The 13,166-nt window shown below is 46.3% G+C and carries 11 protein-coding genes and 1 tRNA gene; 9 read left to right on the forward strand and 3 right to left on the reverse strand.

From position 1 onward, the window contains the following. Positions 1 to 4: 4 nt before the first annotated feature. Together C943_RS18980 and C943_RS18985 are read right to left on the reverse strand one after the other, a co-directional pair. Positions 5 to 358: a DUF5615 family PIN-like protein gene (locus tag C943_RS18980; RefSeq protein WP_008631171.1), complete on the reverse strand. Its 354-nt coding sequence runs from the start codon at positions 356 to 358 to the stop codon at positions 5 to 7. Further along, positions 355 to 597: a DUF433 domain-containing protein gene (locus C943_RS18985; protein WP_008631172.1), complete on the reverse strand. Its 243-nt coding sequence runs from the start codon at positions 595 to 597 to the stop codon at positions 355 to 357. Before C943_RS18985 ends, C943_RS18980 begins: the two co-directional genes overlap by 4 nt. Before the next feature lie 391 nt (positions 598 to 988). Between C943_RS18985 and C943_RS18995 the strand changes: the two genes are divergently transcribed. Next, positions 989 to 3,358 (forward strand): arylsulfatase, encoded by a 2,370-nt coding sequence (locus C943_RS18995; protein WP_040481371.1) that lies wholly within the window; start codon positions 989 to 991, stop codon positions 3,356 to 3,358. Positions 3,359 to 3,455: 97 nt separating this feature from the next. On the opposite strand, the gene C943_RS19000 is transcribed toward C943_RS18995, so the two are convergent. Beyond that, positions 3,456 to 3,878 (reverse strand): VOC family protein, encoded by a 423-nt coding sequence (locus C943_RS19000; RefSeq protein WP_008631175.1) that lies wholly within the window; start codon positions 3,876 to 3,878, stop codon positions 3,456 to 3,458. Between the two features lie 64 nt (positions 3,879 to 3,942). On the opposite strand from C943_RS19000, the gene C943_RS19005 reads away from it, so the two are divergent. From C943_RS19005 to C943_RS19040, 8 genes are all read left to right on the forward strand, one after another. Beyond that, complete coding sequence (locus tag C943_RS19005) at positions 3,943 to 4,848, forward strand: patatin-like phospholipase family protein (protein ID WP_008631177.1); 906 nt, start codon at positions 3,943 to 3,945, stop codon at positions 4,846 to 4,848. Then, complete coding sequence (locus C943_RS19010) at positions 4,835 to 5,455, forward strand: methyltransferase domain-containing protein (RefSeq protein ID WP_008631178.1); 621 nt, start codon at positions 4,835 to 4,837, stop codon at positions 5,453 to 5,455. Before C943_RS19005 ends, C943_RS19010 begins: the two co-directional genes overlap by 14 nt. 231 nt (positions 5,456 to 5,686) lie before the next feature. Beyond that, positions 5,687 to 5,763, forward strand: a tRNA-Ala gene (locus C943_RS19015). A 144-nt stretch (positions 5,764 to 5,907) separates the two neighbouring features. Then, the gene (locus C943_RS19020; RefSeq protein ID WP_008631195.1) at positions 5,908 to 6,369 is read left to right on the forward strand and encodes a GNAT family N-acetyltransferase; all 462 of its coding nucleotides are present in this window, start codon (positions 5,908 to 5,910) and stop codon (positions 6,367 to 6,369) included. A 57-nt stretch (positions 6,370 to 6,426) separates the two neighbouring features. Beyond that, a complete protein-coding gene (locus tag C943_RS19025) occupies positions 6,427 to 6,867 on the forward strand; it encodes a GNAT family N-acetyltransferase (protein ID WP_008631196.1) in 441 nt (146 codons plus the stop codon). Between the two features lie 123 nt (positions 6,868 to 6,990). Next, positions 6,991 to 7,620 carry a 7-carboxy-7-deazaguanine synthase QueE gene (locus C943_RS19030; RefSeq protein WP_008631197.1) on the forward strand — a complete coding sequence of 210 codons (630 nt, stop codon included), beginning with the start codon at positions 6,991 to 6,993 and terminating at the stop codon, positions 7,618 to 7,620. Positions 7,621 to 7,624: 4 nt separating this feature from the next. Next, positions 7,625 to 9,544 carry an OmpA family protein gene (locus tag C943_RS19035; RefSeq protein WP_008631198.1) on the forward strand — a complete coding sequence of 640 codons (1,920 nt, stop codon included), beginning with the start codon at positions 7,625 to 7,627 and terminating at the stop codon, positions 9,542 to 9,544. A 548-nt stretch (positions 9,545 to 10,092) separates the two neighbouring features. After that, a complete protein-coding gene (locus tag C943_RS19040; RefSeq protein WP_008631199.1) occupies positions 10,093 to 13,155 on the forward strand; it encodes a SusC/RagA family TonB-linked outer membrane protein in 3,063 nt (1,020 codons plus the stop codon). Positions 13,156 to 13,166: the final 11 nt, after the last annotated feature.

Here is a 13,166-nt window from a genome sequence, read left to right on the forward strand (position 1 = left end):
TTGTTCAGAACCGTTTTTGCCTGATATGGTCTTTATCGACCACCGTCAACGCCCTTTCAAAAGTGATCCCCTTATTCATGGTCAGTTTGTCGATGATGGTAGCAGTTTCAAACGGATCGGCAGGTTGATTCCTTATAAAAATTACTCCAGCCATTGGCCGATATCCATATTTGAATATCAACTCACCATAATCGCTGTCATAGGTGATTATTGTTCTAAATTCGTCAATGGAAAGCATCATTACTTCTGCGTCTGAAACACCTGGATTATCCGAACCAATCGCCTTGATATCAAACCCGGAATTTTTCAGCCGAGTAATGCTCGCAAGGGGCACATTTTCATTTGCAAGAAACTTCAAGACTGTTCTGAAATTGGGTTGGAGTATAAAAGACCGTCTTTAAGGCACTCGTGGATATAGGCGAAAACCGCCTGTAAAGACTCCGGGCTTAATCGAGGATAATTTTCCAATATTTGATGCTCAGTCCATCCGTTTGCCAAAAGGCCCACAATATGTTCAACCGAAATTCGCGTTCCTTTGACCGTTGGCTTTCCTAAGAGAATCGCATTATCAGCGACGATGTATTTTTGCCATTCCATATCCGAAATTTAGATAATTATTCCGAAAAGTCCCGGGGACTTGTGCGTGAAGATGCCGATATTGGATTTATCTCTTGCGAAAACGATGCGGGCCAATTCAATTTGTAACTAACTGATTTCGACTTCATTTCAAATTCTGTACCCTCCTCGAAGCATCTCTATAACACGTTTACAAGGAAAAAGAAAGAGAATTTCGTTGATCTTTAGGACATGTTCAAGGAGAATAAACATAATGGATGAAAAAACGGGGTATCCAACAGTGTACTTGCGGTTTACTTCCTGTACGTTGTTATCTTGCTTAACTTTCCCGCTTTTTTGTTTAAATTGTGCGGAAACGTTTAGAGTCATGCCATTTAATTTTTCAGCTTAGACAACGTAAACAGCCAAAAAAATGCGAAAACCAATATGTAGTCTTCTCACGCTCTTGAGCGTAGCAAGTCTATGGTCCTGTGCGCCCCAAAACAAAGATGTTTCAACCCCTGCATCTGCTTCGTCCGAGGGGATAGACCGGACCGTACTTCCGATCGTAGAACCCCCACGAACCCGGTACGAGGAACTGGATGTGCGGGACGCTACACTGCCGGCCCGTTTTACGGTGGAAGCCCCCGAAGGCGCACCAAACGTTCTGGTAATCCTGATTGACGATATGGGCTTCGGGGCATCTGAGGCTTTTGGTGGGCCAATCGCCATGCCCAATATGGACAGGCTTGCAAAAAATGGGTTGAGATACAATCGCTTCCATACGACAGCACTCTGCGCACCTACGCGTGCGGCGCTGCTTACGGGATACAACCACCACTCCAACAACATGGGGGTAATCACGGAATTGGCGAGCACATTTCCTGGTTACACCTCGGTAAGGCCCCAAAGCATCACTCCGGTAGCGGAAGTGCTGCGGCAAAATGGCTTCAACACAGCCCAATTTGGAAAATGCCACGAGGTACCGCCTTGGGAGCTTTCGATCAGTGGTCCACAGGACAGGTGGCCGACCCGATCCGGATTTGAGAAATTCTACGGCTTCCTAGGCGGTGAAACCAATCAGTGGCAGCCGCTAATTTATGATGGTGTCACCTTGGTGGAGACACCCCAGGATCCTGATTATCATTTCACAACGGATATGACGGATCAGGCCATTTCTTGGATGAACTTCACCAATACCCTGAATCCGGATAAGCCATTCTTCATGTACTATGCCCCCGGTGCTACCCACGCTCCGCACCATGCCCCAAAAGAATTCATCGCCAAATACAAAGGGAAGTTTGATCAGGGTTGGGATAGGCTAAGGGAGGAGACCCTCGCACGGCAAAAGCAAATGGGAATCGTACCAGCCAACACCCAACTGGCGCCTAAGCCAAAGGAAATCAAGGATTGGGATGCACTCTCGGCAGAGGAGAAAAAGCTTTTTGCTAGGCAAATGGAAGTTTATGCGGGCTTTGCGGAACACACCGACTATGAGATAGGACGATTGATCAGTTCCCTGGAAGAAATGGGAGAATTGGATAACACGATGATCGTATTCATCGCCGGGGACAACGGCGCCAGTGCGGAAGGACAAATGAACGGCATGTTCAGCGAAATGACCTATTTCAACCAAGTTCCCGAGACAGTGGAGGACATGTTGAAACACTATGATGAATGGGGTTCTAAGGAAACGTATCCCCATATGGCGGCGGGCTGGGCTGTGGCCACAGATGTGCCCTTTACCTGGACCAAGCAAGTTGCCTCTGATTTTGGAGGTACCCGAAACGGCATGGTGATCCATTGGCCAAATGGTATCAAAGGCAAAGGCGAAATCAGGTCCCAGTTTGGACACGTGATCGATATCGCGCCGACGATCTACGAAGTGACCAAGGTGCCGTCTCCCAAGATGGTAAACGGAATTGCACAGGACCCCATAGAGGGTACCAGCCTTGCCTACACATTCAACGACCAGAGTTCTCAGGAGCGCCATACAGTCCAATATTTCGAAATGTTTGGCAACAGGGCCATTTACCAAGATGGTTGGTATGCGAGAACGATTCACAAAGCCCCATACCTGCCTCAGCCTTACAACACGCTTCGGGAGGACAAATGGGAGCTTTACAACACCCTTGAAGATTTCAGCCTGACCAATAACTTGGCTGAAAAGGAGACCGACAAACTCAAAGCGATGCAGGATCTATTCATGGCAGAAGCTAAGAAATACCACGCACTTCCTTTGGATGACAGGACTTTCGAACGGATGAGTGCATCTGCAGTGGGAAGGCCGTCCATCATGGAAGGAAGGACCTCGGTGACTTATGGCGAAGGAATGAGAGGGATGGGTGTCGACATTTTCATTGATTTGCGGAACACTTCGTATATAATGACCGCAGAGGTGGATGTCCAGGAAAACGCCAACGGAGTCATCGTATGTCAAGGGGGAAAATTTGGTGGATTGAGTCTTTATGTAAAAAATGGTAAACCCACGTTCAGCTACAACTACCTCGGATTGGGGATCACTACCATCACTGCCAATAAAGCCCTGAAGCCTGGAAAAAATACGGTGGTGTTTGATTTTGCCTATGATGGTGGCGGACAGGGAAAAGGCGGCCTTGCTACCATATCCATCAATGGCGAAAAGGCTGGAGAAGGCAGGTTGGAAAAAACCCAACCGGGCGTATTCTCCGTGGATGACCTTGCAGACATTGGTGTGGATGAGGGACTTTGGGTCGCTGACTATGGCAAATCCTCAAAGTTTACTGGAAGGATCAAGAAAGTCACTATCGAGACCAGAAAATAACAAAACACAAAGACCAGCCACTTTCGGCTGGTCTTTGCTTTTGTATCATTCGTTCTTCCGACGGCCATTATCTTTTCAATACCGCCTTTGTTTCCATTTACTTCGCAAAAATCTGGCTTTCGTCCTGAAAAGACTTGAACTCAAGCGCATTGCCGCAGGGATCGAGGAAAAACATGGTTGCCTGTTCGCCCACTTCCCCTTTGAAGCGGATATATGGTTCGATGACAAATTCGATGCCGTGTGCCTTCAGTTTGTCGGCAAGCGCATGCCATTCATCCCAAGGCAGTATCGCACCGAAATGACGAACGGGTACATTTTTTCCATCTACCTCGTTGGCCTTGACCAAATGTAGCTCTTCTGGCTTGATATGGGCCGAAAGTTGGTGCCCAAAGAAGTTGAAATCGATCCACTTATCCGTGCTTCTGCCTATCTCACAGCCCAGCAAGTCGCCGTAGAACTGTCTGGTTTCTTCGATGTCCCGAATAGGAAATGCCAAATGGAATGGCTTGAATTGGCTCATAATGTCGTATTTTAGTCAGGGCAATTTTCTGAAGATTTCCCTTTTTTCAAAACCAAATTAAACCATGAGCAAAAAAACCGTTTCACTGGTTTTATCAAGCGGGGGTGCCAGGGGCATGGCGCATATTGGGGTGATCGAGGCTTTGGAAGAAAGCGGCTACCAAATTGTTTCCATCGCAGGGAGTTCGGTTGGAGCCTTGGTCGGTGGAATCTACGCGGCTGGCCATCTGCCAAAATACAAGGATTGGATTTGCAACCTTGACAGGATCGATGTGTTCGGTTTGATGGATTTTACGCTTTCGACCAAGGGATTTATCAAGGGCAATAAGGTGTTTGCAGCCTTGGAAAAGATCATTCCAGATTGCGATATCGAGGATTTGGACATTCCGTTTCAATGTACGGCGGTGGAACTCCCCTCCGGTAAGGAGCATGTTTTCAAAAAAGGATCGATGTTTTCTGCGATCAGGGCCTCTGTTTCTATTCCTACTGTCATGCAGCCCGCCAGAATTCACGGCAAGGAATACCTGGACGGTGGCATCCTCAACCCGATTCCTTTGAATCTTTTACCCAAAAAGGAAATCGGAGACCTCACTGTCGCCGTGGACCTCAATGGCCCAAAGGAAGCCTTTGTCTCTCTGGAAAAGGTGAAAAAGGACACAGAGGCTGCTTTTATCAAACTTCCCAAATGGTTGGAAGACTACAAGGAAAAATTTGCCAAGTATGTCAGCGGCCCCGAAAAGGAAGAAAAAACCAAGGGAATGAGTTCCCTTGATATTTTGAACTATTCCTTTGACCTGCTGACCGACAAGCTGTCGGAATTGGTCATCCGGCAACATGAAATTGATATATTGGTCGAAATCTCAAGGACACAGGCAGGGACCTTGGAATTTCATCGTGCCTCCGAGCTCATAGAAATCGGGAGAAATAAAACCTTCGAAGCCATCGCCCAGTACGAAAATGGAAGTAAGTAGACTCAATGAACTGCTCGGCAATATCGATATCTACCTCTTGGATCAGATCCTCAAGGGACGATTCGCCAAGGAAATGAAAATCCTCGATGCCGGCTGTGGGGAGGGCCGTAACTGCATCTATTTTCTGAACGAAGGCTACCAAATCTTCGGCGTCGATGCCAACCCCATCGCCATCCAAATGGCCCGGATCTATGCCAATACCATCAATCCCGCCTACGACACACTGCGCTTTCAGGTGGCTACAGTGCAAGATATGCCTTTTCACAGGGGCGCTTTTGATGCCGTGATTTCCTCCGCCGTCCTGCATTTTGCCAAGAGCGAAGCCGAATGGAATGCCATGATGCGAGAAATGATGCGTGTGCTGAAGCCGGGGGGTATTTTCTTCCTCAGGATGACGACGGACCAAGGAAATATGGTAGAAAAGTCCCCCCATCTCGGCGATGGAGTTTACCTGTTACCCGATGGAAGCGAGCGCTTTTTGCTTACCGATAGACTTACAGGGCAAGTGATGGAAGAATTTGGCCTAAGCTACCTTGAACCTCCGAAAAGTGTCCTTGTGCACGGACAGCGTTCAATGGGGGTGTTTGTTTGGAGGAAGACCCGATGATCGACGTTAGTGGACGTTTTCTATGTTAACTTTGGTGTGTAAAAGTCTACCCAGCCAAAGTTGGCCCTGCTCGATTCATCTTTGTGAATTTATCATTTCCAATTCTTCATTGCCATTTGCAATTCCCAAAATCATTCCTGAATTTAGCGCCTCCAAAATGGAAAGGGGAATTAGCTCATCCACGATAGCAATCGGGAGGCTAGAGCGCCTTGGATTAAATTACTCAAAAAAGGGGAATTAGCTCAGTTGGCTAGAGCGCTACACTGGCAGTGTAGAGGTCACCGGTTCGAATCCGGTATTCTCCACCAAGGCCCGCAGCGATGCGGGCTTTTTTATGCTCGATTTTTTCCAGAACTACTTGGTACAAGAAGTATGATTCCAATGTTGTGGGCCGATCTTGGAGATATTTTTAGAAGGAAATCCTTAAATTCGGTCCTGCTTTAAAATTAGAAATGAACACTATCGAAATTATTGAATATACCCCCGATCTTCAGCCCGAATTTGAGCGAATCAATAAGCAGTGGGTCGAGCAGTTTTTTTCATTGGAGGAGTTTGACCGCAATCAATTGGAGCATCCGCAGGAATACATCATTGACAAGGGCGGTGCGATCCTTTTTGCCAGGGATGGTGGGCAAATTTTGGGTACGGTGGGGCTGGTAAAGTCAGGCGAAGATGTATACGAAATGATTAAAATGGGCGTGAGCCCTGAGGCACGCGGCCAAGGAGTGGGGCAATTGTTGGGAAAGGGCATTTTGGAGAAAGCAAGAGCCTTGGGTGGAAGGAAAGTCGTTCTTTATTCGAGTTCAAAATTGGGAGCAGCACTCGCGTTGTATCGAAAAATTGGTTTCAAGGACATTCCCATGGGGTGCGGCCAATATGGACGCTGTAATGTGAAGATGGAAATTGATTTGTAAGGTAAGATGTCTCTTTGGGGTCAACAAAAGTAATGATAGGTATCACATCGTTTGATTATGAAAGGTATTAAAATCAGAAAAGGCACAATCGAAGAAGTGGTGGAGCTCAGTCAGCAGGTGACGGAGTTTTTTCAACCTTATTCAGAAAAGACCTATGAGGAACGGCTTACGGATGTGCCCCACCTGATTTTGATCGCGGAGTTTGAGGGTAAGCCTGCTGGATTTAAGGTTGGCTACGAAAGATACAGCCACGATACTTTTTATTCATGGATGGGTGGGGTGCTCCCTGCCTTTCGCCGCAAAGGAATCGCGACCCTGCTTGCCGACGAACAGGAAAAATGGGCCAAAAACAAAGGGTACAAAAAAGTCGTGTTAAAAACCCGCAACCGCCTTGGAAATATGATCCATTTTGGACTCAACCGGGGGTTTGTCATTGTCGACCTGGTCAAAAAGGGTGAGCCCGAAGACTATCGCGTCGTGATGGAAAAGTCTTTGTAAAGTATTCGGTTTTACAAGGCTTGGTACTTTGCACTTTGTTCATGGTACATTACCGCGGTATTTTTTCCTATCTTTGCACCCTTCAATTCAACAGCGGTTCGATCACCCGCTTTACCAAAAATTATGGACGAGCTTAAAAACAAAGTAAATGAAGGGCTTGCGCTGCCCGTGATGGAGGCTTTTTATACCATCCAAGGCGAAGGCACCCATGTAGGTACTGCCGCATATTTTATCAGGTTGGGAGGTTGTGACGTAGGCTGTGTTTGGTGCGACGTCAAGGAATCCTGGGATGCCGGCAAGTGGCCAATCTTGGCAATCGAAGAAATAGTCAAAGGTGCATTGGAATACCCCGGTCGGATGGTTGTAATCACCGGAGGTGAACCGCTGATGTATCCGCTTGGACCCTTGACCAAGCTACTCAAAGCACAAGGATTCAGGGTTCATTTAGAGACCTCAGGCGCGCATCCATTTTCCGGTGAATTCGATTGGGTTTGCTTTTCTCCCAAGAAATTCAAGAAACCACACCCAAGTATCTACGAAAAAGCCGACGAATTGAAAGTTGTAGTCTATCACAACTCGGATTTTGAATTTGCCGAAACCCACGCCAAAAATGTCGCTGATACCTGCAAAAAAATCCTTCAACCCGAATGGGGTAAGCAGGACCAGTTTCTGGGTAAGATCATCGATTATGTAAAATCCCATCCGATTTGGAAAATTTCCCTGCAAACCCATAAATTTATGGACATCCCCTAAGCCCATGAAGCCCCTTTTGCTGTTGCTTTCCCTGTGTTTGATCGCCCAGATAAGTGTCGCCCAGACTTATTCGATCATCGACAGCAAGGCCATCAAGATGCACCAGGAGGGGGATGAGCTGGTCCAGAAGCGGATGTACAACGAGGCAATTGAAAAGTACAAAGCCTCGATCCAGCGGGAGGCAAGTTTTTTGGAGTCCTATATCAAATGGGGACGGGTGCTACTCACCCAGGGTAAGCCTCAGGAATCGTTGGAGGTAGTTGCACGGGGCGAAGCGAGGGCCCAAAAGGCCAGCAACCAGATCAAGGGCGATTTTGGTTGGCTGAGGTTGCATTGTTATTTGGCGATGGGCGATTTTACGAAAGCAGTGGAGCAGTTTGAGAAAACCGACCGCATTTTGGATGATACCTTTAAAAAACGTGTCGATTACCAGGAAGCAAGCAAACAGATCACATTTATAAAAGAGGAACTTAAGAAAGGCCTTTCCATCGTCAAGGAAAAATTGCCCGAACCGCTGAACTCCTTTCCGCTGCAATATTTCCCGGTCCTCACGGCAGACAGCAAGAAAATCATTTTCGTGAAGCGGGACGGTTTGAGGGATTTCGAGCACGAAGACCTGTTTGTGAGCTATTTTTCGGATTCAGATGAAAAATGGAGCATCCCCCAAAGCATTTCCTCGATGATCAATACGCCCTATAATGAGGGAACCTGTACCATTTCGGCAGACGGGAAGATTCTAATTTTTTCATCCTGCCAAGCGCCCAATTCACTCGGGGATTGCGATCTTTATATTGCCTACAAAATCAATGATACTTGGAATCGGCCGGCGAACATGGGAAAAACCGTCAACTCAAGGTTTTGGGATTCCCAACCCTCCTTGTCTGCAGATGGCCGAATTTTGTTTTTTTCCTCCAACAGGCGTGGAGGATATGGAGGCAAGGATATTTGGTATTCGCTGAGATTGCCTGACGGTACCTGGTCCGAAGCCAAAAACCTGGGAGACCAAGTCAATACGCCGAAGGACGAGGTTTCTCCTTTCATCTATTTCAACAACGAAATACTTTTCTTCGCTTCAGATGGCCACCAGGGATTTGGAGGATTAGACTTGTTTGTTTCCCGTGTGGTAGCGGGTAATTTCGGCCTGCCAGAGAATATTGGCTATCCCATCAATGACCAGTTAGATCAGTTCTCATTGTTTATCACTGCACAGCGGGACTATGCCTATTATACAGAGAATACGTTCACGGAGGACCGTGAAGAACGCTCATATTTGTACAGGTTCAAATTTCCGGAGGAAATTGCCCTCGGTGAATCCCTGATAGTGACGCAGGGCACCGTTTTCAACAGCAAGACCGGGCAACCTGTCGACGCTAGGCTGTCACTTGTCAGTCTGAGCAATGACAGTACGCTGTACGAATTCCGTTCCGATGGCAAAACCGGGGAATTCATGATGCTGTATCCTGATAAGTCATTTTCGGGTTTGTATGTCGAAAAGGAAGGATTTCTGCCGCAGATATACAACGTAGAGCGGGATAATCTGAAAAACCAAAAAAACCTGCAGGTGTCTCTGACACCCATTGGTCCCGGCGAAGAGTTTGTTTTTGAAAACATCTTTTTTGATTTGGACAAGTCCGACCTCAAACCAGAGTCGAGAAGCTCTCTTAAGCGGTTGAATGAATTTTTGATTTACAATCCAAAAGTTGCCATCACCATCATCGGGCATACGGACAACCAAGGGAACGCAGCCTACAATGAAAACCTGAGCCTTAAAAGGGCTGACAGCGTCAAATCATTTTTGTTGGAAAACGGGATACTCGAAGAGCGTGTCAGTACCTTGGGCAAGGGCGACAAGGAACCCATTCGCCCCAATGATACCGCCGAAAACCGCGCCTTGAATAGACGGGTTACGATTCTTATCCGCTAAGGCCCGTTGTATTCGTTGATTTTCGCAGCGATATGCATGCATATTATTTTAAGGAATATTTATACACCTTATTAATATTTTGCAAATCATTTGGAAATAATTGCAAATTCCCAATAAGGCGTAAATTTCGAAATAAAATTTGCCGATTCAAGCGTCGTTTTCGGTATTTTTTTGAATAGATATAGTCTAATTTTATATTTTTTTTATTTAAAAGAAGTTATTAACTTCTAATTATATCCATATCATTTGTTTATAAATGAATTTTTTTTGTTTCAAGTAAAATTCCTGGCGGTTTGGTTGCTAGATGAAGGATTTGTTAAAAAAAATTAAAAACAAATTAATTTTTGTTAAACCATATCGTATCCAAACAACTTTGAAAATACAGCAGGCGAAATGTAGGTGCGCAAAATTTAATTTCTTATCGAGGCGAATTTTAGAATATAACCTAATTCACTTTAGGATTCCGAATATGTAAATTTTTAAAACGCTTTTGGATTAAAATGGGTTAAGCCATATAATTGACCATTCGTTAAACCAAAACAACAATTATGAAGAAAGTTTTACTACTAGGACTTATGCTTCTTTTCGCAAGTGCAGCGGCATTTGCGCAAGGTCGTGTAGTGACTGGTACGGTGACCTCAGGAGATGATGGTCTGCCGTTGCCAGGTGCTTCGGTTGTAGTGAAAGGAACCACCATCGGTACAGCTACCGATCTGGATGGTAAATTTTCACTCAATGTTCCACAAGGCAGCAATGTGCTTGTGGTTTCCTTCACGGGCTTTACTGCCCAAGAGGCCTCCATCGGCAACAGAAGTGTCGTGGATGTCGTACTGCAGGCAGATATCGCCAGCTTGGGTGAAGTAATCGTAACTGGTTACGGTACACAGCCGAAAAGGGAAGTGACCGGTGCAGTGTCTTCCGTGAAAGGGGACGTAATCCAAAACCTACCAGTACAATCATTCGACAGGGCCCTTCAGGGTCGTGCGTCTGGTGTGCAGGTAAGGTCCGCCAACGGTCTCCCAGGTGGTGCTGTCAACATTCGTATCCGTGGTGTGGGTTCCGTCAACGCCGGTAACGAGCCGCTGTTCATTGTGGATGGTGTTCAGTTGAACAATGCTGCGAACTCATCCTTTACGCAAGCAAACCCACTCGCTTTCTTGAACCCCAACGACATCGAGTCCATGGAAATCCTGAAAGATGCAGCTTCTGCAGCTATCTACGGTTCCCAAGCTGCCAACGGTGTCGTGATCATTACTACCAAAAAAGGTAAGTCAGGAAAAGCAAGATTCGAATTCAATGCATTTGGCGGACAGACCCAGCCAATGAAATATTTGGATGTGTTGGGAGGTGCAGAATGGTATACCATGAGAAGGGAAGCCTTCCAAAACTCCGGTAACACGCTTCCTGAAGCCAACGCCTTGAACAACATGGCACGTTTGCCATCCAACTGGCAGACGTTGACTGCCGCTGAATTGGAAGCTATCGGTCAAGGTCTTCCAACCTACGATTGGCAAAGAGAAGTAATGGGTACAGGTAACCTTCAAAACTACGAACTGAGCGTCAATGGTGGTGATGATAAGACTACGTTTTTCGTGTCTGGATCTTACAACTACCAGCAGTCATCTTTTCAGCCAGTAGACTTTGAGAGAGGAACTGTACGTACTTCACTCAGCCATAAGGCGACAAATAGACTTACCTTGGAGACTTCTATCAACCTCGCGACAGTAGGACAGAATGTTCCTTTCTCCTTGGACGGTTCTTTCTTGGGTAACCCTGCCTTCTCTGCATCATTGGTACTTCCTCACAACCCAATCTACAATGAAGATGGTACGTTCAACCAAGCAATTGGTGGCGTTTTGGGCCAAAACATTGTACTTGTAAATGAGTACAACTCTGGTAAAACAAGAACCAATACGCTAGTAGGTAATGCTGCGGCAACTTATAAAATTTTGGATAACTTGAGCTACCGCGCACTTGTTGGTCTTGACTACAACCTGATCCAAGAAGATAGGTATCGTGACCCAAGAACTCCAGATGGAGCGGGTGTAAGAGGTCGAGCTACGGCTGCTACCGATTGGAGGACTCGTTTTATCACGACACATACCTTGAATTGGAACAAAACGTTCAACAACGTGCACAATGTGTCAGCACTTGCAGGTTTTGAATTTGTTTCAGAGACAAGGCAAGGTATCAACGGTGAATCCATCAACTTCCCTACATTCCAATTCAGATATGTCGATTCTGGTGCTGAACCAGTTTTTGTTGGAGGATTTTGGACAGGATACAGGAGACAAGGCGCTTTCATGAGCGGTAACTACAGCTACAAGGAGAAGTACCTTTTCACAGTAACTGCTAGGTATGACGGTTCCTCAAGGTTTGGTGCAGACACCAAGTATGGTTTGTTCCCTTCCGTTAGGGCTGGCTGGAATATCGCCATGGAAGATTTCTTGAAGGAATCGGAAATCGTGACCGACTTGAAATTGAGAGCTTCTTGGGGACGTGCTGGAAACGACCAAATCGGAAACTTTGCTGCAAGAGGTCTTTATGGAACTGGTGGCAATTATGCAGGCCAAGCAGGTATGAGACCTACAAGCCTTCCCAACAATAATCTTAGCTGGGAGACAAACGAATCTGTGAACCTTGGTTTGGATTATGGTTTCTTTAGCAACAAACTAACAGGTTCGATCGAAGTCTTCGATCGTAGAACCAAGGACCTATTGCTCAATCAACCTGTTCTTTGGCAAAACGGATTCTCAACTATTGCCAATAACGTGGGTGAATTGCAGAACAAAGGTTTTGAGTTTGAGTTGAACACCATCAACATTGACAAAGGTGGTTTCTCCTGGAGGACAGCCTTCAACTTCTCCTATATCAAAAACCAAATCATCAGCTTGTATGACGACCTTCAATTCCTTCCTGCTAACCCAGGCATCGCTGTAGGGCAGTCGATTGGTAACCCACCTGTACCAGGCGCAGCGGCTCCAGGCTCTTGGTTTGTTCAGGAGTATGCTGGCGTGAACCCAGCAACAGGTCGTCCGATGTGGTACGACATCAACAGGAACATTACCTACTTGCCGCTCGCAGCAGATCGTATTTATATGGGATCGAACCTCGCTCCTTATTTCGGTGGTTTCAACAATACCTTTAGATACAAAGGCTTCGAGTTGACCGCTTTCTTTACTTATGAATATGGTGCGGTAGTGAGCGATGGGCAATATAATTTCCTACGCGAAAACGGAACTCGTTTGACGCTGAACGCCTTGAGAGAGGTGAATGATAGAAGGTGGACCGAGCCGGGCCAAATTACAGATATCCCAAGGAACTTGACTACCAATGCTGGTAACGAGACAAGAGGCGCAGGTAGAAATTCAGGTTCAGCAGCCTTGTTGAAAGCAGATTTTATCCGTCTTGCTCAAGTAACAGTCGGATACTCATTCGATCCAAGTTTATTGAGAAGCCTTGGAATCAACAGGGCGAGGGTTTATGCACAGGGCTTGAATTTGTGGACTTATGCTGATTACCCCGGATACGATCCTGAATTCGTAGGTATAGGTACAGGACAGGTTCCTCTGACTAAGAACTACACAATTGGGCTTCAGTTAGGATTCTAAAATTTAGATCG

The organism is Mariniradius saccharolyticus AK6, assembly GCF_000330725.2.
GTDB lineage: Bacteria > Bacteroidota > Bacteroidia > Cytophagales > Cyclobacteriaceae > Mariniradius > Mariniradius saccharolyticus.

What these genes read in the sequence shown, in the direction of transcription:
- C943_RS18985 (WP_008631172.1), bottom strand. Translation starts at nt 597, where the DNA reads ATGGAATGGCAAAAATACATCGTCGCTGATAATGCGATTCTCTTAGGA.
- C943_RS18995 (WP_040481371.1), top strand. Translation starts at nt 989, where the DNA reads ATGCGAAAACCAATATGTAGTCTTCTCACGCTCTTGAGCGTAGCAAGT.
- C943_RS19000 (WP_008631175.1), bottom strand. Translation starts at nt 3,878, where the DNA reads ATGAGCCAATTCAAGCCATTCCATTTGGCATTTCCTATTCGGGACATC.
- C943_RS19005 (WP_008631177.1), top strand. Translation starts at nt 3,943, where the DNA reads ATGAGCAAAAAAACCGTTTCACTGGTTTTATCAAGCGGGGGTGCCAGG.
- C943_RS19010 (WP_008631178.1), top strand. Translation starts at nt 4,835, where the DNA reads ATGGAAGTAAGTAGACTCAATGAACTGCTCGGCAATATCGATATCTAC.
- C943_RS19020 (WP_008631195.1), top strand. Translation starts at nt 5,908, where the DNA reads ATGAACACTATCGAAATTATTGAATATACCCCCGATCTTCAGCCCGAA.
- C943_RS19025 (WP_008631196.1), top strand. Translation starts at nt 6,427, where the DNA reads ATGAAAGGTATTAAAATCAGAAAAGGCACAATCGAAGAAGTGGTGGAG.
- C943_RS19030 (WP_008631197.1), top strand. Translation starts at nt 6,991, where the DNA reads ATGGACGAGCTTAAAAACAAAGTAAATGAAGGGCTTGCGCTGCCCGTG.
- C943_RS19035 (WP_008631198.1), top strand. Translation starts at nt 7,625, where the DNA reads ATGAAGCCCCTTTTGCTGTTGCTTTCCCTGTGTTTGATCGCCCAGATA.
- C943_RS19040 (WP_008631199.1), top strand. Translation starts at nt 10,093, where the DNA reads ATGAAGAAAGTTTTACTACTAGGACTTATGCTTCTTTTCGCAAGTGCA.